Origin of the sequence: Streptomyces sp. NPDC007025, from assembly GCF_042869455.1 — a bacterium.
Lineage (GTDB): Bacteria > Actinomycetota > Actinomycetes > Streptomycetales > Streptomycetaceae > Streptomyces.
Genome location: NZ_JBIAFT010000001.1, coordinates 451685 through 473308 on the forward strand (window position 1 = coordinate 451685; position 21624 = coordinate 473308).

The window sequence follows — 21624 nt, forward strand, 5'->3', positions numbered from 1 at the left end:
GGCCCCGCCGAACCCCTGCCACCAGGACCGACAGGTCGGGAGTGGGCTCGGGGCCGGTCTCCTCCGGACGGGGCATGCCGGTACCCGGCGGTTCCCCGTCTTCGCCGTGTCACACCCCGAGCCCGGCGCGGAACGGTGGGAACGTGCAAGAGGCAGCGGACACACTCGAGGGGGAGCGACCGAGGAGCAGGGCAGATGCAGATCGGCTACAAGCTCGCCACCGAGCAGTACGGCCCCCGGGAACTGATCGACCAGGCGATCGCCGCCGAGGCCGCCGGGTTCGACTTCGTGGAGATGAGCGACCACTACCACCCCTGGTTGGACGACCAGGGACATTCCGCCTTCACCTGGAGCGTGCTCGGCGCCGTCGCCGCCAGGACGGAGCGGATCAAGCTGGTGACCGGCGTCACCTGCCCCAGCATGCGCTACCACCCCGCCGTCGTCGCCCAGGCCGCCGCGACGATGGCACTCGTCTCCGAGGGCCGCTTCGTGCTCGGCGTCGGTTCCGGAGAGCGCCTGAACGAGCATGTGACCGGTACCGGCTGGCCCTCCGTGGCCGAGCGGCACGCCAGATTCCGCGAGGCACTGGAGATCATCCGGCTGCTGTGGCAGGGCGGCTACCGCTCCTACGAGGGCAGATACCTCCGCCTGGAGGACGCGCGGATCTTCGATCTGCCCACGGAGCCACCGCTGCTCGCCGTGGCCGCCAGCGGACCCGCCTCCTGCCGGATCGCGGCCGAGCTCGGAGACGCGCTGTTCGCCACGGAGGAGAAGCCCGAGATCGTGCGCCACTACCGGGAGGCGGGCGGCACCGGCCCCGGCTATGCCGAGGTCCCGCTGGCCTGGGCGAAGAGCGAGAGCGAGGGAGCCAGGGCCGCGCTCGCCTCCTTCCGCTGGGCCCTGACCGGCTGGAAGGTGATGAGCGAACTCCCCAATCCGGTCAACTTCGAGGCCGCCACCGCGCAGATCCGCGAGGAGGACATCCGGCAGCGGTTCGCCTGCGGCAACGATCCGCAGCGCTGCCTGGAGGTGGCCGAACCCTTCCTGGAGGCCGGTTTCGACCGGCTGGTCCTGATGAACGCCGGACCGGACCCCAGGGGATTCCTCGACTTCTGCGACGCGGAGTTGATCGGCCGGCTCAAGCAGCTCGCGGCCGGCTGAGCGTCGCATTCCGCGCGGTGCGGAAACCGGTTGCGTGCTCCTGCGCGCTGCGCTGGGGTACGGGGAGACCTGCCGCACCTGCCGAAGGGAACACCCGTGGCCCGAGCCGTGACCCTGATCCGCTCCCGGAGCCTCTCCGACGTGGCCGAGTACGCGTACGCGGCAGCGGCGCCGCCCGACGCGCGCCTGATCTTCCTCGCGGGGGCCTGCCCGCTGGCGGACGACGGCACCGTCACCCCCGTCGGGGACTACGCGGGCCAGGCGGCCCGCGCGGTCGAGAACCTGCGTACCGCGCTGCACGAGGCGGGTGCCGACCTGCGGGATCTGATCAGCACCCGGGTCCTGGTGGCCTCCAGCAGCCGGGCCGACCTGGTGGCGGCCTGGGAGGTGTACCGCGATGCCGTGGGCGACCACGACGTGCCCAGCACGCTGCTGGGCGTCACCGTGCTGGGGTACTCCGACCAGCTGGTCGAGATCGAGGCGGTGGCGGCGGTCCGGGACTGACCGGACGGCCCGGCAGGGTCAGTCCGGAAGCCGGAACGGCACCGTCCGCCAGGGGCTGCGCGGCGCCCGCAGCAGCACCCGGTGCGCCTCCAGCACGTCGGTGTACCAGGTGCCGAACCGCTCCTCGTCGAAGTGCAGGCAGCGGCCCATCACATAGGCCGCCGAGAACTCCGCCCAGGAGCGGTAGGTGCTGCGCACGCCGGTGCTGACCCGCTCGATCGCGTCGTACATCTCGGCGCGGGTCGCGTAGCGGGCCCCCCGCCCCCAGCGGGCCATCTTGGAGGCCCGGCCCAGGTCCCAGGCGGCGACGGTGCGGATCACCTCGTCCGGGCCGAGCAGCCCGTCGGCGCGGAAGCGTGCCTCGTACCGCAGGACCTTGCCCACCAATCCACGCAGGTCCGCCAGGAAGGCGTCGAAATCCGGACCCTCGGGGGCCTCGACGACCCGGCGCAGTGTCGCCTCCACGGAGTCCCGCCACTGTCCGGCGTCCACCGGGCCCCGGCCGCGGTGCTCCTTCTCCAGCGCGAGGCGGGCCCCGAGCACGAAATCCCAGTACCAGGGGCTGACCTCGCATTCCAACAGCCGCTGCTCGGTCTCCAGCCAGCCCTCCCGGCTCTCGACCCCCCAGTACTCCGCCAGCCGCTCGACCTCGTTGCTGTAGCCGGCGCCGTGCCAGTCCAGGGTGTTCCAGGGGTCGCCGTTGCCGAAGCACAGATGGGCGCCGCACGCCAGACCGTGCAGCAGGGGGCCGGCCTCCGGGGCTCCGGTCCGCCGGGAGACGAGGCGGCCGATGAGCGCGTGCGGATCGAACAGCTCCTCGTGCAGCTCCGACCAGACCTCCCGCTCCTCCTCGTCCACCCGGAACAGCTCCTGGCAGGGCGTCGCGCCGTTGACGACGAGCACCTCGACCTCGGGCGGCAGAAGGTCGGCGAGGGTGCCCAGCGTGATGAACTCGAAGACCACATACGGGTGCGGCCGCGGCAGCAGACCGTCGGTGTAGACCTGGGCGACGGTGCGGGTGACGCCGTCCGAGCCGGTGATCTCACTGGTGACCGGCCGCCGTCCGGCGGGGTCGCGGACGGTCTGCTCGATCGGCATCGGGTGGTAGACGCCGTTCTCGGCGAGGGTGCGCAGGTAGGTGTAGCTCTCGTCGACCTCGTGCAACTTGTACAGCCGCCGCTCCAGATCGCCCGGGGCCTCCCAGTGCTCCGCACCGTCGTGCTCGACGACCGGGAAGACGTCGTCGTGATCGTCCTGCTCGCCTACCGCGTACACCCTCGTGCCCCGTTCCCGGCCCGCCGACTGACGCGCCGGGACCGCTGGTCATGATCGAACGGTCACGCTACCGCTCCCGTGGGGCGGGCCGGGCCCGCGGGGAGGAACCGGTGTCCGCGTGAACGCGCGGCGGCCGGGCGGGCAGCGGCGCGCCACGCCGTGCTCAGCCGGCCCCGTACCGGGGACGGCGGGTCAGCGCGCGCCGCCGCCGGTCATCGGCGGCCAGCCGGGCCACTTCCCGCAGGACGCCCACCCGGCCCCGGGCCAGTAGCCGGCCCACCGCCCCGAGCAGCCGCGGCCCGGTGAGCAGGTCGCTCGGCTTCGCCCGGTGGTTGACCAGTTCGAAAAGGCTGTCGGCCGTCCCCGTCGTCCCGCGCGGTCGGCCCACCGGCCGGGCGCCGGCCAGCGCCGCGGCGACGGGTTCGGCGGCCCGCGCGTACTCCAGCAGGCTGCCGGGCAGTCCGGCGCGGAACGTGCGCAGCCGTGCCGGGCCGACGCCCACCTGCACCTGGTAGAGCCCGTCGTCGGTGGGGCAGCCGAGCACGACGCGGCCGGCCCAGCGGTGGAAGACGAAGGCCGGCTCCGCGCCGGTCGTCGCTCCGGCGAAGTACCCCCAGAAGAGCGCGAACTGGTCGGGCGTCACATGGTAGGAGCGGGCGCGCCGGCCAGTCGCGCGACGGTGGAGGACCGGCCGTCGGCGCCCACCACCAGCCGGGCCCGCAGCACCCGTTCGTGTGCCGTGCCGCCGTGGGTCTCCCCGTCTCCCGTGGCCGGGGAGACCCGTACGCCCGCCACTCTGCCGTCCTCGTCCCTGATCAGGCCGGTTACCGCTGTCCCGGTGGCCACTTCGGCCCCCCGCGGCGCGGGCCGCGTCGACGAGTACGGGGTCGAGCCGGAAGCGGCGCACCGACATCACTCCGCCCGGGTCGTCCGGGCGCACCGGCCAGGTAGCGGGCCAGCGCAGGTCGCCCACCCGGGCATCGGCCCGTGCGATCAGCGGGGCGCCGGTGGCGCGCAGCTCTTCCAACACGCCGAGATCCGCCGGGAAGGCCAGCGCGTCCGCCTCGAAGATGTGGGTCGAGGGGATGTCGCCCCCCGGTTCCCCCTTCTCCACCAGGCACAGCTCGAATCCCCGCCGGGCCAGTAGTGCCGCCAACGGCGCCCCTGCGCACCGCGCGCCGGCCACGATCACGTCGTATCGCTCGTCACCGCCGCTCATCGCTGGCAGCGCCGCACCGTCGTCGAGGAGGCCGCCACCATGGTCTTCGCCGCCCACGGCTACCAGCGCGCCTCCATGGACGAGATCGCCCGGCGCTCCGGCGTCTCGGTCCCCGTGGTCCACGACCACTTCCCCTCCGAGCGGGAGCTCCACCGCCGCCTGCTGGAGCGGCACTTCGCCGAACTCCGCGAGCTGTGGCGCGAGCGGCTGCCCGCACCCGGCGGCGCCGGTGAACTGGGCACCGAGGAGGTGACACGCGCCTTCGACGCCTGGTTCGGCTACATCGAGACCCACCCCTACGCCTGGCGGATGCTCTTCCGCGACACCACCGGCGACGAGGAGGTGCGCGCCGACCACCGCGCCGTCGTCGACGGCAGCCGCGAGGCTCTGCTCCCCTTCTTCGCCCGGCTGGTCGGCGTCCCCCTCCCTGCGGCCCCAGGCGAGGACGCCCGCATCGAGGCCGAACTGGCCTGGGAGGCGTGCCGCAGCGTGCTCCAAGGGCCGGCCCTGTGGTGGCTCGACCGCCCCGAAGTCCCCCGTGCGCGGGTTGTCTCGGCGGCCGTGGACGCCGTGTGGACCGCCCCGGAGCGCTCCCGTCTCACCCGGATGCGCGCCTGAGCGTCCACCCTCCGGCGTGGCAGGATGGAACCGCCGTGCAGTTCCGGTCGGTTGCGGCATACGCGCCGCACACGAGGAGGGGGCAGGATGAGCAGTCTCAACAAAGGACTCGACAAGGTGGAGGTCACCCTCAAGTGGGACCCCAGTCCGCTGGGCGAGCCCGAACACGACCTCGACATAGTGGCCGCCACCTACACCGCCGACGCCCCCTACGGTGAGCCCGCCTACCTGGTGCACTTCGACAGCCGCGCCCCGGACGGCACCATCATCCTGAACCGGGACAGCAAGACCGGCCAGGGCTTCGGCTCCGACGAGGTGCTCACCCTCGAACTGGACCGGCTCTCCGAGGAGTACGTGCGGGTCGTGGTGGGTGTCGCCATCCAGCAGGGCGAGGGGCACAAGACGTTCGCGCAGGTCCCCAACACGGCCGTGCAGGTCAAGGAGGGCTACGAGGAGCTGTCGGAGGACGACTTCTCCGGCGTCCCGGACGCGACCGCGGCCACCGTCGCCGAGTTCGCCCGAGGCGGGGCGGGGGAGTGGCACCACACGCCGGTGCTGCGCGGCTACCAGGGCGCCCCCGAGGAGTTCGCCTCCCGGATGGGCATCCCGGAGCAGCGCGGCTCCTGACAGCGGAGGCGGGCGGCACCGGAAGTCCCGGCACCGCCCGCCCGGCCGCTCGTGCTCCGGCCGTCGCGCTGCTGCTACAGCTCCTTGATCCGTACGTTCCGGTACGAGACCACGTCCGTGGTGCTGTGGACCTGGAGGCCCACATAGCCCGAGGCGTAGCGGCGCCCGTCGGTACCCGGGTCGTCGGAGCGCGGCGGTTCGAAGACCTGTCCGCGGTTGTTGTCGAACTCGTTGAGCAGGGTGCCGTTGCGGTAGATCTCGTAGTGCTGGCCGATCACCCGGATCTCGTAGTCGTTCCAGGTGCCCTTCGGGGTGACGCCCGCGCCCGCCAGACCGACGCGGTCGAACCCGTAGACGGAGCCGGTCTTGTACATGTCCCCGTCGGGGCGGTCCAGGATCTGCAGCTCATGGCCGTACTTGATGGCCACCCACTCCGGCCGCGACTCCTCCGGATGGTCGTGCACGTCGGGGAAGCGGGCGAAGACCCCGGCGTTGGCCCGGCCGTCCCCCGGCGCGTCGTCACGGAACTGGAGCTTCAGCGAGAAGTCCCCGTACTTGCGCTTCGGATACCACAGCATTCCCATGCCCTCGACCGAGCTGTCGCTGGTCATGCTGCCGTCGTCGTTGAGCCCGAACTTTCCGCCGCCGACCTGCTCCCAGTCGGCGAAGGACTCCTCGCTGCCGTCGAACAGGTCGCGATAGCCGGTCTCCTGACCCGGTGTCCCGATCCCGGAGCGCTTGGCGGCGCGGTTGATCAGCTTCTGCTCGCGGGGTACGAGCACACCCTCCTTGACCAGCCCTTCGGTGACCCCGCGCACATGCTTGAGGAACAGCGCCTGGGACGTCCACTCCTTCTCGTCCTCGATCAGCTCGTTGACGGTGCAACGGCGCTTCGTCATGCGGTTGGGCACCCCGGTGTCCACGGTGCCGACGATGACCGTCTCGCGCTCGTCGTACTCCGGGCAGGCCGGCGCGGGGACTCCGCCGCCCGCCACGATCCGGAACGACAGCCGCTGCGGCTCCGAGACGTTGCCCGCCTTGTCGGTCGCGCGGTAGGTGACCGCGTGGTATCCGGCCCGGTCGACGACCAGCGGCTCGGCGTAGTCGACATAGGGGGCGCCGTCCAGCGAGTACTCGATCCTCCCGACCCCGGACTTGTCGTCCGCGGCCGTCACGGTGACCGTCGCCCGGCCGATGAAGTGGCCGTCCGAGTTCTTGCTGCCCTCGGCACTGCCCTGGACGGTCGGCGGCGTGGTGTCCTCGTCCGGCGGTTCGACGACGGTGAAGTCGACCGACTTCTCCTCCGCCGCGTTCCCGGCCTTGTCCGCGGCCCGGTAGCGGACGGTGTGCTCGCCCGCATCGGCCACCGTCACCGGCGCGGTGTAGGGCTGGAAGTCGCCGCCGTCGAGGGCGTACTCGATGCTCTCGACGCCCGAGTCCGCGTCCGAGGCCGTGACCGTGACCGTCGCGCTGCCCAGGTAGTCGCCGTTCTCGTCCTGGTCGCCGTCGACCGCGGCGGAGGTCTCGGGCGGCGTGCTGTCCTCACCCGGATCGTCCCCGGTCACCACCAGGGTGCCGGTCATCTGCTGATGACCGGGGATGGTGCAGTGGTACTTGTAGGTCCCCGGGGTCAGGGTGACCTCCACCGTGTGCTTCCCGCCCTCGGAGTCGTTGGGCGAGGCCAGGATATTGAGGTCCACGTCCTGGTTGTGGTCCGGGTCGGAGGTGACGAAGGTGAGGGTGTGCGACATTCCGGTGGTGTTGCCGGTCGCCTCGCTGTTCTCGAAGACGATCGTCGCCTTGCCCGCCACCGCGGTCGAGGGGGCCGAGGCGTACTTCGTCATGTCGTCGTTCGCCGTCCAGGTCAGCACCTGCGCGTCGGCGGCCGGGCCGCTCTGCCCCGTGCTCCGGGCGCCGGACAGGGCCGTGCCCTGCCCCCACGCCGTACCGGAGGTCAGGCCGAGCACCATCACCAGGGCCCCCAGCAGGGCCGTCACCAACCGGTGCCGCTCGCGTCTCCCGCGGCGCCCCGCCCGCACACTCGCCCTCATCGGACCGTCTCCTTCCGCAGTGCCGGTTCGGCCATGTCCTCCGGGCTCGGTGTCGGCTCGCCGCCCTTGTACGTCACCCGCCACAGCGCGGACTTGTCGTCGGAGGTGAAGAACCCGCGCCCGTAGTCCAGGACGTACAGCGCGCCGTCGGGTCCGAACTTCCAGTCCATGAGGTTGCGGATGCCGCCCTCGCCGACCGGGACGATCCCGTCCAGGCTCTCGGCGTGGTCGGGCTGAGCGCCCACGGTGTCGCCCTTCGGCATCACCAGCGCGTGCCGCGGCTGGTCGCCGTCGTAGAAGTCGCCCACGAACCACTTGCCGTCCCAGTACGAGGGCCACTTGCCCGCCGCCGGGTTGTCCGCGTCGAACCGGTAGAGCGGCCCGTTCATCGCCGCCTGGCCGCCGCCCTTCAGCCAGGGAAGGGTGAGCTGCTGCTCGTCCTCCTGGTAGCTGGGGACGCCGTTCTCGCCGCGGGGGAAGTCCGGTCCGCCGCCCTGCGGCGAGTACCAGATGTTGTTCCCGCGGGCCGGTGGGATGTTGACCAGGCCGTCGTTGTTGGGCGACTCGTTCTTCAGATGGTCACAGTCGTACCAGCCCAGCGGCTTGCTCGGGTCGGGGAGGTTGCGGTCCCGGTAGGGCTGCTTGTTGCCCATGCAGTACGGCCAGCCCTGGTTGCCCGCGCTGGTGATCCTGGCGAAGGTGTCGTACTTGGCCGGGCCCCAGGTCGGGCTCGGGGACTGCGCGTCCGGGCCGACCCAGCCCGCGTAGAGCGTGTCGGTCTCCTTGTCGACGGCGATCCGCGCCGGGTTGCGCACCCCCATCACATAGATCTCGCCGCGGGTCTTGCCGCCGCCCTCGTCGGACTCCTCGCCGGTGAACAGGTTGTCCTCGGGGAGGGTGTAGGTGCCGTCGTCCTCGGGGTGGATGCGCAGGATCTTGCCGTTGAGGTTGTTGGTGTTGCCCGCGGTACGGCGCGCGTCGGCGAACGAGACACCCTTGAAGTTCGGCTCCGGATTGTTCCCCGAGTAGCCGTCGCTGTACTGCGAGGAGTTGTTGTCACCCGTGGCGATGTAGAGGTTGTCCTCGGAGTCCCAGGCCATGCCGCCGCCCGCGTGGCAGCAGCTGTGGATCTGCACCGGCCACTCGAGCAGCACCTTCTCCGAGTCCAGGTCCAGCTTGTCGGTCTGCTGGTCCAGCGTGAACCGGGAGACGCGCCGCTTCGCCATGTGCGTGTCGCGGTTGATCTCGCTGTGCGGCGTGTAGTGCAGGTAGACCCGGCCGTTGCGGGCGAAGTCCGGGTCCAGCTCGATACCGAGCAGCCCCTCCTCGTTCTTGACCAGCTCGCCGCCGCCGCCCTTGTTGCCGAAGACCGTCAGTTCCCCCGCCAGGGTCACCTTCTCCGTCTCCGGGTCCCAGATGTGCACCTGACCCTTGCCCTTGCCGATGTCGGGGTCGTCCCAGTCGGTGACCACCGGCTGGGAGGCGTCGCCTCCGCCACGTCCGATGTAGAAGACCCGGCCGTCCTCGGCCGTGACCACGCCGTGCGGCTCGCCGATCTGGTCGGACTGCCCGGGCTGGTTGGGCTCGGTGAGCCGCTTCGCCTCGTAGTTGGCGGAGATGGCCGCCTGGCAGTCGGCGCGCGCCAGCCGCGTCGTCCACATCAGGGCGCCCCGCAGATGGGCGCGGAAGTCGGTCTCCGCGAAGCTGGCCGCGGTCCCGCCCATGGACGTGTAGAACGAGCGTCCGCCGTCGTAGTCGCGGCACCAGGAGACCGGGTGGTCCCAGCCGCCGGCGTCCGCGCCGCCGTCGTAGGTGGTGGTGCGCAGCCGTGCGACGGTGTGTACCTTCCCGGAGGGGTTCTCCCGCCAGTTGAGCCACCTGTCGGGACGCTTCCACTCGACGGGCAGATCCTTGGTCGCCGGGTGCTGCCGGTCGCCGACCTCGACGGTGGCCCGCTGCACCTTCGAGGGACTGTGCTCGGCCGGGCGGGCGCCGATCAGCCCGGTGAACCACTCCGAGTACGGCTCGGCGCGGGCGGCGTCATGGACACCGAGGAAGCCGCCGCCCGCCTCCATGAAGCTCTCCAGACCGGCCTCCTGCGCCGGGTCGAGCACGTCGCCGTCGCCGGTCAGGAAGACCACGGCGTTGAAGCGGCCGAGCCGCGGCTTGGTGAAGATCGCCGGATCGTCGGTCGCGCGGATGGTGAAGTGCTCCTGGGCCGGGCCCTGCTGTCCGATCCTCTCGATGGCCTCGATCGCGGCATCGACGGTCGGGGACTCCTCGCCCGTCGCGCCGTGGAAGACCAGGACCCGGACGTCCTCACCGCCCGGCGGGCTCGGCAGCGCCAGCTTGGGCGCCGGCGCCCCCGGCGGTGGTGCCGCCAGCGCGGGTGCGCCGAGCAGTCCGCCGGCGAGCGCGCCGGCCAGCAGCGCGGCGATTCTCCTGCGTCGGGGTCTCGCCCGTTGTGGGTGCGGTTGGAGCCGCATGCGTGATCCACCCCTCTTCTGTCACCGAAACGTGGCAGAAGCTAGACCTCTTTCGGCGGCTCGCCAAGACCTATGACCGTAATCCGACGAACTTTGTCCTGAGTGTGGATAAACGCTGCCTCCGGCGCTACCGTCCCCTGCAACTCGCATCGCGCGGCGCACCGTTCAGCACTCCATTGGCCACACGCCCCCGGGGGAGATCGAGAACGATGACCCGAGAGACCCGAAACTCCAGCACCCACACCCGCCGCTCCTTCAGCAGGGGTCTGCTCGCCTCGGGCGCCGTCGCCGCGGTCGGCGGAAGCGCACTGACGGCGGCCGCGCCCGCGGCGCAGGCGGCACCGGCCCGCTCCGCGGCGATCCGCCGCGCGGGCAAGGGCGGTGAGACCCGGCGGATGAAGATGTACGTGGAGAAGCTCCCCGACGGCAGGATGGGCTACGGTCTGGAGAAGGGGAAGGCCACCGTCCCCGGACCGCTGATCGAACTCGTCGAAGGCGACACCCTGCACGTCGAGTTCGAGAACACCATGGACGTCGCGGCCAGTCTCCACCCGCACGGCGTGGACTACGACATCGCCAGCGACGGCACCAGGATGAACAAGAGCCACGTCGAGCCGGGGGGCAAGCGCACCTACACCTGGCGCACCCACGAGCCCGGCCGCCGCAAGGACGGCACCTGGCGTCCCGGCAGCGCCGGATACTGGCACTACCACGACCACGTCGTCGGCACCGACCACGGCACCGGAGGGATCCGCAACGGCCTCTACGGCCCGGTCGTCGTGCGCCGCGAGGGCGACATCCTGCCCGATCCCGACCGCCAGTTCACCATCGTCTTCAACGACATGACCATCAACAACCTGGACAAGGGGCCCGACTTCGAGGCCACCGTGGGCGACCGCGTCGAGATCATCATGATCACGCACGGTGAGTACTACCACACGTTCCATATGCACGCCCACCGCTGGGCCGACAACCGCACCGGCATGCTGGCGGGCCCGGACGACACCAGCCCGGTCATCGACAACAAGATCACCGGACCCGGGGACTCCTTCGGCTTCCAGATCCTGGCCGGCGAGGGGTCCGGAGCGGGCGCGTGGATGTACCACTGCCATGTCCAGAGCCACTCCGACATGGGAATGGCGGGACTGCTGCTCGTCGCCAAACCCGACGGCACGGTGCCCGGTCACGACGGTCACGGCTGACGGCAGCGGTGACCACCCCGGCCGTGGTATCGTAAAGACGTTGCAGTTTTGGTACCCATACGTGTGCGCGCCTGAGCTTTGTGGCTCGGGCGCGTTCTGTTTTCCGGAGCTTCTCTGGATGGGGGTCATTGCGGCGACGCGGAGCGCACGAGGTGTGCGATCCCAGCCACCCTGAAGGAGAAGAACATGGCATCCGGCACCGTGAAGTGGTTCAACTCGGAAAAGGGCTTCGGGTTCATCGAGCAGGACGGCGGCGGCGCCGACGTCTTCGCGCACTACTCGAACATCAACGCCCAGGGCTTCCGTGAGCTGCAGGAGGGCCAGAAGGTGAACTTCGACGTCACCCAGGGCCAGAAGGGCCCCCAGGCGGAGAACATCACTCCCGCCTGACACCTGCCGCGCAGGACGCTCGCAGGGCCCGCACCGACGAGGTGCGGGCCCTGCGCCGCTTCCGGCCCCGAGGCGCGTCCGCGGTGCTCCCGGCCCCGGCGCGAACGCACCGCCTGACCCCGCGCGGCCGGCGTCCGCGCGGCGTCAGGGCAGCAGCCAGGCGGCGACGCCGGACTGGAGCAGCACCAGCAGGCAGACCGCCAGCAGGAGCAGCAGGCTCCAGGCCACGACCTTGCGGAAGAGAACGGCCTCCTTGCCGAGCAGCCCCACGGCGGTCGCCGCGATCGTCAGGTTCTGCGGGCTGATCATCTTGCCGACCACGCCGCCGGAGGTGTTCGCGGCGACCAGCAGCGTCGGATCCAGGCCCGCCCGGTCGGCGGCTGTCTGCTGAAGCGTGGCGAACAGGGCGTTGGCCGAGGTGTCCGAGCCCGTGACGGCCGTACCCAGCCAGCCCAGGAGCGGGGAGAGGAACGCGAAGGCGGCGCCGGCCCCCGCGATCCAGGTGCCGATGGTGATCGTCTGGCCGGATAGGTTCATCACGTACGCCAGAGCCAGCACCGACCCCACCGTGAGCAGCGCCCAGCGCAGCGTCACCACCGTCCGCACGAACTCGCGTACCGCGTCCCGCACCGGCACCCGGTGCACGGCGGCCACCAGCACCCCGCACAGCACGAGCAGCGAGCCGGGCGAGGAGAGCCAGGGGAAGACGTAGACGGTGGCCGAGGACCGCTCCCCGGAGGCCGTCAGCACCGCCCCGTCCAGCCCGGGCCACGGCACCCGCACATCGCTGTCCGCGAGGAACGTCTCGGCGGGGTCCCACAGCTTGGCGACGGAGAAGACCGCGATGACGACGAGGTAGGGCAGGAAGGCTAGCCCGATCCGGGCCCGGGACAGCTCCCCGTCGGGCCGTTCTCCCGCCGTGCCGGATGGCTGCTCGCCGCCCGCCTCGCGGTACTCGCGGGCGGCTGCCGACCGCAGGTCCTCCCGGACCCGCGCGCCCTCGGCCGGACGCCAGAAGCGGAGGAAGCCGACCACGGCCCCCAGCGCCACCAGCGCGGCGACGATGTCCGTCAGCTCCACCGAGAGGTAGTTGGAACTGACGAACTGCGCCACCGCGAACGCGCCTCCGCACACCAGGGCGGCCGGCCAGGTCTGCCGCACGCCCCGCACCCCGTCCACCAGCGCCACCAGCAGCAGCGGCACGAACAGCGCCAGCAGCGGTGTCTGGCGGCCCACGTAGGCCCCGATCTCGGCGGGGTCGATGCCGGTGAGGGAACCCGCCGTGATGATCGGCGTCCCGATCGCGCCGAACGCCACCGGCGCGGTGTTGGCCACCAGCACCGTGACGGCGGCCCGCACCGGCGAGAAGCCCAGCGCCATCAGCATCACCCCGGTGATCGCCACCGGCGCGCCGAACCCGGCCAGTGCCTCCAGCAGCGCGCCGAAGCAGAACGCGATGATGAGCGCCTGGATCCGCGGATCGTCACTGACCAGGTTGAACGCGCGGCGCAGATCCGCGAACCGGCCGCTGGTGACGGTGAGCTGGTGCACCCACAGGGCGGCCAGCACGATCCACATGATCGGGAACAGCCCGAAGGCGGCACCCTGGGTGCCCGCGAGCAGCGCCAGCTGCACCGGCATGCCGTAGGCCCACACGGCCACCACCAGCGACACGCCCAGCGCGGCCGGCCCCGACCAGTGGGCCTTCAGCCGCAGACCGCCCAGCAGGGCGAACAGGATGAGCAGGGGCAACGCTCCCACCAGTGCGGACAGCGCGAGGTTGTCGGCCACGGGGGAGAGATCGAGCCGGTACATCTCTCACCTTCGCGCTCGCACGCATGCGTTCCGGAACCGCGGACCAACCGTGTCGAACTGATCGTTCCGCAAGGTTGGTTCCGGAACAGCCCACTGTCCAGAGGTCCGGCATGATGAACACATGCCCCGACGCAAACCCGCCCGTCCAGCACACCGTCCGGCCGCCACCGGCCGCTCGGGTCCCGGCCGTCCCGCACCCGCCGCCTGCCCCTGCGGAGCGGCCCGCTACGCGGAGTGCTGCGGCCGCTTCCACCGCGACGAGGCGGTGCCCGCCACCGCGGAGGAGCTGATGCGCTCCCGCTACGCCGCCTTCGCGCTGGCGGACACCGGCTACCTGCTGCGCACCTGGCACCCGGACACCCGTCCCGCGCACCTGGACCTGTCCGGCGCGCCGCGCTGGACAGGTCTGGAGATCCTCGCCACCTCCGGTGGCAGCGCCTTCCACCGCGAGGGGACGGTCACCTTCCGCGCCCACCACCGGGGGGCCGACGGCGCCCCCGGAACGCAGCAGGAGCGCAGCCGGTTCGTGCGGCTGGACGGCGCCTGGCGCTATCTGGACGGTGCCGTGGACTGAAATCCGCACCATGCCGTGGGACCGGGCACCCGCCCGCGGGCCGGGTGCCGAGGACGGACCCGGCCCGCGTTCCCCGGCCCGCCGTGGGCCCCGGGTTCAGCCCTTCGCCTCGGCTCCCTCCTCGTCCTGCGGATACCAGCGCAGCTCGACCGTGTTGCCGTCCGGATCCCGCACGTAGACCGACTGCGCCGTGCCCCGGGCCCCGAAGCGGCTGACCGGGCCCTCCAGTACCTGGAAGTCGCCCGAGTCGAGCACCGTCCGCCAGTCCAGCGGCTCGACGACCAGACAGATGTGGTCGACGTTCGTCCCGTCCCCACCGCCCTCGGCGGCCTCGCCGGACCGGTCGAGCAGATCGATGATCGTGACGGGGCTGACCCGGACCGACGGGAACGGGACCGCGCCCGCCCGCCACTCCTCGACCCGGACCGGTTCCAGGCCCAGCGGTCCGCAGTAGAACGCCAGCGCCCGCTCGACATCCGCCACCTTGAGCACGAGATGGTCGAAATCCTTGACTCGCATGGAAAGCCTCCGGGCAGCTCAGTGCGATGAGTTCGCGGAGTCCTCGGAGTCCTCCAGGACCCGGAACTCCACTCCGGCGCGGATCAGCCGCGCGGTCAGCGCCTCGCCCATCGCGACGGCGGTCGTCACCTGGCCCGAGGTGGGCGGCAGATCGTCGTGGGCGAGGCAGAGCGCCGCCTCCGCGAACATCTTGGCCGTCTCGTCGTAGCCGGGGTCGCCGCCCGCCACCTCGGTGACCACCCGGCGTCCGCCGCCCCGGCCCAGGAAGCGCACCGAGAACCAGCTCCGTGCCCGGCGGCGCTCGTCCGGCCCCTCTCCCGAGGCCAGCCTGGAGGTCAGGAACCGCCGCAGCGGAGGCAGCTGCGCCGCGGCGAACAGGCCGCCCGCGCCCGCGATCCCGCCCAGCGCGACCGGCAGCCGCCGGACACCCGCGTAGTGGCGGTAGGTGAACGCCGGGCCGTACCGTTCCAGCGCGGCCGCCGAGCGCCCCACGATCTGCCCGTCGACGGTCGGCAGCGGCACGGCCCACAGCCCCAGCTCGTCCTCGTGCCGTACCCGGCCCGTGGGCGTGCGGACCGAACGGTCCGCCGGGCGCGGATCGGCGGCCCTGCGGGCCTTGGCGGTCCGGGCCATCCGGTCGGCGCGGGAGAAGGACAGCAGTGCGCTGGCGAACGTGCCGCCGGAGATAGTCGCGTTGGAGCGGACGAAGCCGTCGATGCTCAGCGGTACCCCCTCCGGCAGCTGCTGCACGGTGAAGCGGGCCCCCAGGTCGTGCGGTACCGAGTCGAACCCGCAGGCGTGCACGAGGCGGGCGCCGGTCCGGCGCGCCCGGGAGTGGTGCCGCAGGTACACCAGGTCCACGAACTCCGGCTCGCCCGAGAGGTCGAGGTAGTCCGTCCCGGCGTCGGCACACGCGGCCACCAGGCGGATGCCGTACCGCAGATAGGGCCCGACCGTGCTCGCCACCACCCGGGAGCGCGCCGCGAGGTCGGCCGCCGCGTGCGGCTCGTCGGCGTCCGCGGTGATCAGCGGCACCTCGGCCGCGCCCGGGTACGCGGCGGCCAGCCGCTCGCGCAGTTCCTTCAGCTTCCGCTCGCTGCGCCCGGCCAGGGCCCAGCGGCAGTTTCCGGGCGCGTTGGCCGCCAGGTACCGCGCGGTCAGCTCGCCGACGAAGCCGGTCGCGCCGAACAGGACGATGTCGAACTCACGTGCCTGGCGCTCCGGTGCGGCGGTCTGCTCCGCCGCGGCTCCGGTCTCTTCAGCGTCCACAGCAACCTCTCCGGGCCCGCGAGCCCTTACCGACGGGTAGTGCTGATGCCGCCCTCATTTCAGCAGACGCGACAGCCGCCGGTCCGCGAGGGGCTTGCCGCCCGTCTGGCAGGTGGGGCAGTACTCCAGCGCGGAGTCGCTGAAGGAGACCGAGCGCACCGTGTCCCCGCACACCGGGCACGGCTCGCCCGCGCGGCCGTGCACCCGCAACCCGAGCCGCTTGCCCGCCTTCAGTTCGGCGGCCGACAGTCCCCGGGCCCGCTCGACGGCAGTGCTGAGGACCTCCCGCAGCGCCGTGTGCAGCGAGCCGACCTCCTCCTCGGAGAGATCGGCGGCGAGCCGGAACGGCGACATCTTCGCCGCGTGCAGGATCTCGTCCGAGTAGGCGTTCCCGATGCCGGAGACCACCGACTGGTCCCGCAGCAGGCCCTTGACGCGGTGCCGCTGCCCGGCGAGCAGAGCGGCGAGCGCCGCGCGGTCGAAGGAGGGGCAGAGCGGATCTGGCCCGAGCCGTGCGACTCCCGGCACCTGGTCCGGGTCCCGCACCAGGTACACGGCGAGCCGCTTGTGGGTCCCCGCCTCGGTCAGGTCGAAGCCCTCGGCCGGCTCGCCCGCCAGCACCACCCGCAGCGCGAGCGGACCCTTGCCCGGGCGGGGCGGAGCGGCGGGCAGCGCGTCCTGCCACCGCAGCCATCCGGCCCTGGCGAGATGGACGACCAAGTGCAGTTCCTCCCCGTCCGGCGGGCGGCCCCCCTCCCCGTGCGTCCCGCCCAGCGCCAGGTCGAGGAACTTGCCGTGCCGGACGACGCCGGTGAAGGCCCGGCCCTCCAGCGTGTCGAGCGGCGGATCGTAGGTCTTGAGCACACTGATCGCGACCGGCAGCACGCGCCGGACGGTGCGCCCGGTCAGCCGCTCGGCCAGGAAGTCCCGCAGCGCCTCGACTTCGGGCAGCTCCGGCATGGTTCCTCCTCTCCGGGGGCGGCGTGACGGGCCGGGCGGGGACCGCCGGCGACTCAGACCAGTTCGGCCTCATGGGTGATCGGAGTGGCCTGCAGCGCCTGGCTGACGGGACAGTTCCGGGCGGCATCCGCCGCCGCGGCGGCGAACGTGGCCTGATCGATGCCGGGCACCTCGCCCCGCACGGTCAGATGGATGCCCGTGATGCCGGTGCCCGGCTGGAAGTCGACGGCGGCCTTCGTGGTCAGCGTGGTGGGCGGGGTGCCCGCGCTGTTGAGGCCGTTGGAGAGCGCCATCGAGAAGCAGCTGGAGTGCGCGGCGGCGATGAGCTCCTCGGGGCTGGTCCTGCCGCCGGGCTCTTCCGCGCGCGACGCCCAGGAGACCGGGTACTGGCCGACACCGGAGGAGTCGAGGCTGACGGTGCCCGATCCCTCGGTGAGGTTCCCGGTCCAGACGGTGTGAGCGGTACGTGTGGTGGCCATGGTGCTCTCTCTCCGTAACGTTTCGCCGTGCGCAGGGCGGGATGCCGCGACCGCGGAGCGGCCCGTGCGGCGTACCCGCGGGCAAGTGTCGCAGTACCCGATCGTGCGCCCTTGTCACGCGCGCCGCACTCCAGGACGCGCCGGGCGCGGGGATTGCCGGGGCGCGTGCGGCGACTGCCGGCAGGAGGCCGGCCTGCGCGGGGTACGGTGTGACGCTCAGCGGGTATCGAAGAGTAATCAACCTCGTGCGCAGAGTGAAAAGAGAGTGGGTGGCGCACAGTTATGATCAAAGGGATCGATGTCGCCTCGTACCAGCCCGAGGACTACAGCACCCGGGGAATCGAGTTCGTCTTCGTCAAGCTCACCGAGGGGACGTCCTACACCAACCCCAAGTGGGTCGGGCAACGCCGCACCGGTCGGGACGCCGGACTGGTCACCGGCTTCTACCACTTCGTCAGGCCGGGCAGCATGAAGGCCCAGGCCGACTACTTCCTCTCGAAGATCGACCTCGACGCCGGCGACATGCTGGCGCTCGACTGGGAGGACTCCGCTGTCGGCAACGACGAGAAGGACGAGTGGATCAAGTACGTGCAGGACAAGGCGTCCGGCCACAAGGTCTTGCTGTACTGCAACGTCGACTTCTGGCTGAACCGCGACAAGACCTCGTTCGCGGGCGACGGACTGTGGATCGCGCACTACAACGGCAAGCCGGGCGCACCCGGCGTCAAACACCGCTGGCGCTTCCACCAGTACACCAGCGACCCGATCGACACCAACCTCGGCGAGTTCGACTGCCGCGACGCGCTGCGCGCCTGGGCGGGCGGCACGAAGGGCACACCGGACGAGCAGTGAGGTACCCGCGCGGCGGGCACGGCCCCGGGCCGAGGGTCCCACCCGGTGGCCGGGAGGGATACGCTCCCGTGCATGTCGGAAGCCAATTCCCCCTCCTCCGCAGCCCACGTCCGCACCGAAGACCGAGCCCCCGCCGACGACCCCGATCGCGCCGACGGGCGCGACCCCGCGGATGCCGATCCCGGGTCCGCACCCGGCGGTCCGGAAGGCGCGGCGCGGCGGGAGGGGCAACCGGAGGCCCGCGAGTCCGGAGAGCCGGAGGGAGCCACGGTGGAACGGCCGGCGCTGACGCCGCGCCAGGCGCGACGCATACGTATAGCCCTCTCGGCTGTCGTCATGCTCGCGGTGGCCGTCGCACTCGTGGTCCGGCTGCGTTCGGCGCCCTCGGTGCTCACCGTCGGCTTCTACGGCCTGGCGCTGATCCTCTCCGGCACCGCCATCGTGCTCAGCCGCCGTGGCCGTACCCGGGTGGCCACGGCGGTTCTCGGACTCGGCTTCGCCCTGGTCGTGTTCGGCGAGTGGCTGCTCGGCGCCTCCGGCACTGCCTGACCCGCCCTCCGGCCCGCTGCCGCGCGCGGCCCGAGCGGCTCGCACGGTGACGGACGGTATGGCGGGGCGGCGCAGCCGCGGTGGTGCGGCGGATACCGGAACAGCCGTACCGCCGATCTCAGCGCAGCCCTGCGGTCGTCTTCAGGACAGCCATGCTGCTGGATCACCGCCCACCTGGCCGGTCACCCGGGCCCAGTCACGGGGGCTGTGCGCGGCGTCGAGCGCGTCCGCCCCGTCCCCGGAGCCTGGCGCCGCGGGCCCGGTGGAGTCCGCCGGGCCGAAGCCGACCGGAGAGAGCGCGTAGCGCAACCGCCCCAGCGGACTGTCCGCCGTCGTCAGCCAGGGCGAATCGTCGGGCGCCGCCCCTACCGCCCCCGATGCCTCGCGCGCCGCGCCGCCCGGGTCCGCGGGCAGGTCGTGCATCAGCCAGTGCGCGGTACGGGCAAGGGAGAGCCGTACCAGCCGGGACCCGGCGGCGCCGGTGCGCTGCTCGGTGAGGGCCCGGAGCAGCCCCGCGGCCAGCAGGTAGCCGGTGCCGTGGTCGAGCGCCTGGGTGGGCAGCGCGCCGGGTGCCAGATCCGCCGAACCGGTCCCCGCGTCCGTCCGGCCTGCGGCACCCGCCGCCTCCAGGAAGCCGATGCCGGTCGCGGCCTGCACCAGGCTGTCGAAGCCGCGCCTGCGCTGCCACGGTCCGGCCGTGCCCCACGCGCTGAGCTGGCCCACCACGAGGCCCGGCCGACGGTCCATCAGGGACTCGGGGGCCAGCCCGAACCGGTCCAGCGCACCCGGCCGGTACCCGGTCACCACCACATGCGCCGACGCCAGCAACTCCTCGAAGACGCCCTGCCCGGCCCGGCTGGAGAGGTCCAGCAGCGTCGAGCGCTTGCCCAGGTCGGTGTCCGCATGGGTGTCCAGGAACTCCGGCCGTTCCGGCGCGTCGATCCGCAGCACGTCCGCGCCGAGCAGCGCGAGTGTGCGGGTGGCGACCGGCCCCGCCAGCACGCGGGTGAGATCCAGCACGCGCAGGCCGCGCAGTCCTCCCGGGCCCGGCGGCCCCTCCAGCGGCAGCGTCGGTGCCCCGTCCAGCCTGCTGAGGGCGACCAGCGGGGCGGGGGCGACCGCCGCGCGCTGTGGATGGGCCGCCCACTCCTCGGGGGTGCGGGCGGCGACGGCCACGCCTCCCTCGCCGTACACCGCCTCCTCCACATCCCGGGCCTGACGTCCCGCCAGCTCGGTGGCGATCCGGCCCGCCGCCGCCTCGTCCTCCGCCGGGCCGTGGTCCGGCATGCCCAGCGCCGACAGCAGCCGGGCGCGGTGGTGGGGGTAGTTGGCGTGGGTGCGCACCCAGCCGTCCGCGGTGCGCCAGAAGCGGGACAGCGGCGCGAAAGTGACCGGCGCCCGCCCGTCGATCCGCACCAGCCGGTCGCTCCGGAAGGCGGTGGCCACGGCGCCGTCGTCCACCCGGACGGGGGGCAGCAGCGCGCTGCGGGCGCGTACGCACGAGAACTCGGCCGCCGCCAGCGAGCAGGCCGTCACCGCGGCGGAGGCGAGTTCCTGGACGGGCAGCGCGGACGGCAGCAGGCCCGGGCGGCGTTCGCGGGTGGCGCGGGCCAGCAGCGCCGGATCCCCGCCGAGCGCAGCCCAGGCCTGTGCCGTACCCGACTGGGGGACGGCGCGTCCGGCGGCGGCCGAGCCCTCGGGCCCCCGGAGGTCGTCCTCGGCGGTGGCCGCCGCCGGCCCGGTGGAACGGGCAGCGCCGCCGGACGTGCCGTCGCGCTCGAACTCGCCGGGAACGAACTCGGTGTCGAACTTCGCCGTACCGACGGAGTCACGGGCGGCCACATCCCGAGCCTCTGGTGGCCTACCAGCCGCAGAAAACTGATCCATAACAAACATTTTGGCACTCAGGGTGGCGAGAGCGGGTGACGGCAGGGCGGAGGCGGGTTCGCGTTACGGCGGTTGATATTCGGATGGTCGGACCGACCGGAGGGGTGGGACTGGTCGAACCGGGAGTCCGGCGCAGGCATACGCCTCCGTTCCCGGGCCCTCGGACGGCTCGACCGGAGGGGCCGCGCGGAAGGGCGGTCCTCCGGCGTCAGTCGAACAGCACCGGAGCAGAGATGGGTGGGGACGATGAGGCGGGTACGGGGCTGTGCTGCTGGTGGGGGCCGTCCTGTGGCGACTGTGAGCGGCGGCCCGGTGGCGGCCAGCCGGATGACAGGATCGCCCCGCGGACGCGGGGCGGATGCGGGGCGGAGCTCAGCTGGTCAGCGGGACCGCCGCCGCCCGGGGCGACCCACCACCCTCGGCAGGGTGGTGCCGGGTGCACGGTGCCGCACGGGGTAGTCGGCGTGCCTTTGTGCTCCGGGAGTTGGCGTATCGCTTGTGCTCCAGAAGCGGAGCACCGCCCAGGGCCGCCGCCCCACCGCTCGCGGCCGACCCGGACGCACTCAGAGAGGCAGCCCCGATGAACTCGCCGAGCATCTCCACCGCCGTGCCCAGCACTCTCCTCCCGCCCGACCCGGCGTCACCGGCTCCGGCGCCCGCACCCGTCCGGCGTGCCTTCGCACTGTGAATGATCGCGGTGGCGGCCGGGGCATTCGAGACGGTGCTCGCCGTCGGCGGGATGGCCGCCGACGGTTCGGGTTCGGCAGGCGAGATCGGAGTGGGTCTCACCATCCGGCTGACCGTCTTCACCTCCGCATGGTGGTGCGCCCTACGCATGCGCCGCGGATTCGGCTGGGCCCGCCTCGCCCTCGCTCTCGGTCTGGGCATCGGACGTCGATGGTGACCGAGCCCCTCCGGCGCCTCGCCGACGGAGCGTCGGTCGGAGCGCTGCTCTCCGACGTCGGCGCGCTGGACCTCGCCTTCGCCGTGAGCCGCACCCTTCATGTACTGGCGGTTCTCACCGCGGTGATCCTGATGTTCCTCCCGGCGGCGAGCGCGTATTTCACCCCTGCCCGTAGGAGCTGTACTTCCGTTGGCCTCTCCACGGAGCGGTAGGTGAAACGGCGGTGCAGACCGCCCCCGGGTCCTCGGGTCCTGGGGCATCTGGCCCCTTTGGCCATCGCCTG

Annotated in this window: 21 protein-coding genes and 1 pseudogene; 11 read left to right on the top strand and 11 right to left on the bottom strand. The window is 72.3% G+C overall.

Annotated elements, in window-relative coordinates:
* The first annotated feature begins 195 nt into the window (after positions 1 to 195).
* Positions 196 to 1161 carry a TIGR03557 family F420-dependent LLM class oxidoreductase gene (locus ACFYMO_RS01855; RefSeq protein ID WP_366770789.1) on the top strand — a complete coding sequence of 322 codons (966 nt, stop codon included), beginning with the start codon at positions 196 to 198 and terminating at the stop codon, positions 1159 to 1161.
* A gap of 96 nt (positions 1162 to 1257) precedes the next feature.
* Entirely contained in the window at positions 1258 to 1665 is a 408-nt protein-coding gene (locus tag ACFYMO_RS01860) for a RidA family protein (protein WP_366770788.1), read from the top strand.
* A gap of 18 nt (positions 1666 to 1683) precedes the next feature.
* On the opposite strand, the gene ACFYMO_RS01865 is transcribed toward ACFYMO_RS01860, so the two are convergent.
* From ACFYMO_RS01865 to ACFYMO_RS01875, 3 genes and pseudogenes are all read right to left on the bottom strand, one after another.
* Entirely contained in the window at positions 1684 to 2940 is a 1257-nt protein-coding gene (locus ACFYMO_RS01865) for a DUF1266 domain-containing protein (protein ID WP_388543529.1), read from the bottom strand.
* A 639-nt stretch (positions 2941 to 3579) separates the two neighbouring features.
* Positions 3580 to 3786, bottom strand: coding sequence for a hypothetical protein (locus ACFYMO_RS01870; protein WP_388543770.1), 207 nt, complete (start codon positions 3784 to 3786; stop codon positions 3580 to 3582).
* Between the two features lie 19 nt (positions 3787 to 3805).
* Positions 3806 to 4159 (bottom strand): annotated as a pseudogene (locus ACFYMO_RS01875) (FAD-dependent monooxygenase); the annotation flags it as partial.
* Between the two features lie 39 nt (positions 4160 to 4198).
* Between ACFYMO_RS01875 and ACFYMO_RS01880 the strand changes: the two are divergent.
* Both ACFYMO_RS01880 and ACFYMO_RS01885 read left to right on the top strand, forming a co-directional pair.
* Positions 4199 to 4777 carry a TetR/AcrR family transcriptional regulator gene (locus ACFYMO_RS01880; RefSeq protein ID WP_366770786.1) on the top strand — a complete coding sequence of 193 codons (579 nt, stop codon included), beginning with the start codon at positions 4199 to 4201 and terminating at the stop codon, positions 4775 to 4777.
* Between the two features lie 87 nt (positions 4778 to 4864).
* Positions 4865 to 5404, top strand: coding sequence for a TerD family protein (locus ACFYMO_RS01885; protein ID WP_366770785.1), 540 nt, complete (start codon positions 4865 to 4867; stop codon positions 5402 to 5404).
* Positions 5405 to 5478: 74 nt separating this feature from the next.
* On the opposite strand, the gene ACFYMO_RS01890 is transcribed toward ACFYMO_RS01885, so the two are convergent.
* Both ACFYMO_RS01890 and ACFYMO_RS01895 read right to left on the bottom strand, forming a co-directional pair.
* Complete coding sequence (locus ACFYMO_RS01890; RefSeq protein ID WP_366770784.1) at positions 5479 to 7455, bottom strand: OmpL47-type beta-barrel domain-containing protein; 1977 nt, start codon at positions 7453 to 7455, stop codon at positions 5479 to 5481.
* A complete protein-coding gene (locus ACFYMO_RS01895; RefSeq protein WP_388543530.1) occupies positions 7452 to 9941 on the bottom strand; it encodes a ThuA domain-containing protein in 2490 nt (829 codons plus the stop codon). Before ACFYMO_RS01895 ends, ACFYMO_RS01890 begins: the two co-directional genes overlap by 4 nt.
* Positions 9942 to 10150: 209 nt before the next feature.
* On the opposite strand from ACFYMO_RS01895, the gene ACFYMO_RS01900 reads away from it, so the two are divergent.
* Positions 10151 to 11143, top strand: a complete 993-nt coding sequence (locus ACFYMO_RS01900; RefSeq protein ID WP_366770782.1) for a multicopper oxidase domain-containing protein — start codon at positions 10151 to 10153, stop codon at positions 11141 to 11143.
* Between the two features lie 186 nt (positions 11144 to 11329).
* The gene (locus ACFYMO_RS01905; RefSeq protein ID WP_019357886.1) at positions 11330 to 11533 is read left to right on the top strand and encodes a cold-shock protein; all 204 of its coding nucleotides are present in this window, start codon (positions 11330 to 11332) and stop codon (positions 11531 to 11533) included.
* 144 nt (positions 11534 to 11677) lie between these two features.
* Here ACFYMO_RS01905 and ACFYMO_RS01910 read toward each other — a convergent pair whose 3' ends face one another.
* Positions 11678 to 13348, bottom strand: coding sequence for an L-lactate permease (locus tag ACFYMO_RS01910; RefSeq protein WP_388543533.1), 1671 nt, complete (start codon positions 13346 to 13348; stop codon positions 11678 to 11680).
* A 121-nt stretch (positions 13349 to 13469) separates the two neighbouring features.
* Between ACFYMO_RS01910 and ACFYMO_RS01915 the strand changes: the two genes are divergently transcribed.
* Positions 13470 to 13922, top strand: coding sequence for a YchJ family metal-binding protein (locus tag ACFYMO_RS01915; protein ID WP_366770780.1), 453 nt, complete (start codon positions 13470 to 13472; stop codon positions 13920 to 13922).
* 96 nt (positions 13923 to 14018) lie between these two features.
* Here the strand turns inward: ACFYMO_RS01915 and ACFYMO_RS01920 are convergent, their stop codons facing one another.
* Genes ACFYMO_RS01920 through ACFYMO_RS01935 form a run of 4 tightly spaced genes read right to left on the bottom strand, consistent with a single transcriptional unit; the run spans position 14019 to position 17149 of the window.
* Entirely contained in the window at positions 14019 to 14441 is a 423-nt protein-coding gene (locus tag ACFYMO_RS01920; protein ID WP_366770778.1) for a VOC family protein, read from the bottom strand.
* A gap of 18 nt (positions 14442 to 14459) precedes the next feature.
* Positions 14460 to 15710 carry a saccharopine dehydrogenase NADP-binding domain-containing protein gene (locus ACFYMO_RS01925; protein ID WP_366770777.1) on the bottom strand — a complete coding sequence of 417 codons (1251 nt, stop codon included), beginning with the start codon at positions 15708 to 15710 and terminating at the stop codon, positions 14460 to 14462.
* Between the two features lie 54 nt (positions 15711 to 15764).
* Positions 15765 to 16670: a DNA-formamidopyrimidine glycosylase family protein gene (locus ACFYMO_RS01930; RefSeq protein ID WP_366770776.1), complete on the bottom strand. Its 906-nt coding sequence runs from the start codon at positions 16668 to 16670 to the stop codon at positions 15765 to 15767.
* Positions 16671 to 16723: 53 nt separating this feature from the next.
* The gene (locus ACFYMO_RS01935; protein ID WP_366770775.1) at positions 16724 to 17149 is read right to left on the bottom strand and encodes an OsmC family protein; all 426 of its coding nucleotides are present in this window, start codon (positions 17147 to 17149) and stop codon (positions 16724 to 16726) included.
* A 282-nt stretch (positions 17150 to 17431) separates the two neighbouring features.
* On the opposite strand from ACFYMO_RS01935, the gene ACFYMO_RS01940 reads away from it, so the two are divergent.
* On the top strand, positions 17432 to 18001 hold the full coding sequence (locus tag ACFYMO_RS01940) for a glycoside hydrolase family 25 protein (protein ID WP_366770774.1): 570 nt from the start codon (positions 17432 to 17434) through the stop codon (positions 17999 to 18001).
* 72 nt (positions 18002 to 18073) lie between these two features.
* Positions 18074 to 18550 (top strand): hypothetical protein, encoded by a 477-nt coding sequence (locus ACFYMO_RS01945; protein WP_366770773.1) that lies wholly within the window; start codon positions 18074 to 18076, stop codon positions 18548 to 18550.
* A gap of 141 nt (positions 18551 to 18691) precedes the next feature.
* Here ACFYMO_RS01945 and ACFYMO_RS01950 read toward each other — a convergent pair whose 3' ends face one another.
* Complete coding sequence (locus tag ACFYMO_RS01950; protein WP_388543537.1) at positions 18692 to 20392, bottom strand: CoA transferase; 1701 nt, start codon at positions 20390 to 20392, stop codon at positions 18692 to 18694.
* 733 nt (positions 20393 to 21125) lie between these two features.
* On the opposite strand from ACFYMO_RS01950, the gene ACFYMO_RS01955 reads away from it, so the two are divergent.
* Both ACFYMO_RS01955 and ACFYMO_RS01960 read left to right on the top strand, forming a co-directional pair.
* Positions 21126 to 21341: a hypothetical protein gene (locus tag ACFYMO_RS01955; RefSeq protein WP_366770771.1), complete on the top strand. Its 216-nt coding sequence runs from the start codon at positions 21126 to 21128 to the stop codon at positions 21339 to 21341.
* Complete coding sequence (locus ACFYMO_RS01960) at positions 21335 to 21553, top strand: hypothetical protein (RefSeq protein WP_366770770.1); 219 nt, start codon at positions 21335 to 21337, stop codon at positions 21551 to 21553. The genes ACFYMO_RS01955 and ACFYMO_RS01960 overlap by 7 nt, the downstream gene beginning before the upstream one ends.
* Positions 21554 to 21624 lie beyond the last annotated feature (71 nt).

What these genes read in the sequence shown, in the direction of transcription:
- ACFYMO_RS01855 (WP_366770789.1), top strand. Translation starts at nt 196, where the DNA reads ATGCAGATCGGCTACAAGCTCGCCACCGAGCAGTACGGCCCCCGGGAA.
- ACFYMO_RS01880 (WP_366770786.1), top strand. Translation starts at nt 4,199, where the DNA reads ATGGTCTTCGCCGCCCACGGCTACCAGCGCGCCTCCATGGACGAGATC.
- ACFYMO_RS01885 (WP_366770785.1), top strand. Translation starts at nt 4,865, where the DNA reads ATGAGCAGTCTCAACAAAGGACTCGACAAGGTGGAGGTCACCCTCAAG.
- ACFYMO_RS01890 (WP_366770784.1), bottom strand. Translation starts at nt 7,455, where the DNA reads ATGAGGGCGAGTGTGCGGGCGGGGCGCCGCGGGAGACGCGAGCGGCAC.
- ACFYMO_RS01895 (WP_388543530.1), bottom strand. Translation starts at nt 9,941, where the DNA reads ATGCGGCTCCAACCGCACCCACAACGGGCGAGACCCCGACGCAGGAGA.
- ACFYMO_RS01900 (WP_366770782.1), top strand. Translation starts at nt 10,151, where the DNA reads ATGACCCGAGAGACCCGAAACTCCAGCACCCACACCCGCCGCTCCTTC.
- ACFYMO_RS01905 (WP_019357886.1), top strand. Translation starts at nt 11,330, where the DNA reads ATGGCATCCGGCACCGTGAAGTGGTTCAACTCGGAAAAGGGCTTCGGG.
- ACFYMO_RS01910 (WP_388543533.1), bottom strand. Translation starts at nt 13,348, where the DNA reads ATGTACCGGCTCGATCTCTCCCCCGTGGCCGACAACCTCGCGCTGTCC.
- ACFYMO_RS01915 (WP_366770780.1), top strand. Translation starts at nt 13,470, where the DNA reads ATGCCCCGACGCAAACCCGCCCGTCCAGCACACCGTCCGGCCGCCACC.
- ACFYMO_RS01920 (WP_366770778.1), bottom strand. Translation starts at nt 14,441, where the DNA reads ATGCGAGTCAAGGATTTCGACCATCTCGTGCTCAAGGTGGCGGATGTC.
- ACFYMO_RS01930 (WP_366770776.1), bottom strand. Translation starts at nt 16,670, where the DNA reads ATGCCGGAGCTGCCCGAAGTCGAGGCGCTGCGGGACTTCCTGGCCGAG.
- ACFYMO_RS01935 (WP_366770775.1), bottom strand. Translation starts at nt 17,149, where the DNA reads ATGGCCACCACACGTACCGCTCACACCGTCTGGACCGGGAACCTCACC.
- ACFYMO_RS01940 (WP_366770774.1), top strand. Translation starts at nt 17,432, where the DNA reads ATGATCAAAGGGATCGATGTCGCCTCGTACCAGCCCGAGGACTACAGC.
- ACFYMO_RS01945 (WP_366770773.1), top strand. Translation starts at nt 18,074, where the DNA reads ATGTCGGAAGCCAATTCCCCCTCCTCCGCAGCCCACGTCCGCACCGAA.
- ACFYMO_RS01955 (WP_366770771.1), top strand. Translation starts at nt 21,126, where the DNA reads ATGATCGCGGTGGCGGCCGGGGCATTCGAGACGGTGCTCGCCGTCGGC.
- ACFYMO_RS01960 (WP_366770770.1), top strand. Translation starts at nt 21,335, where the DNA reads ATGGTGACCGAGCCCCTCCGGCGCCTCGCCGACGGAGCGTCGGTCGGA.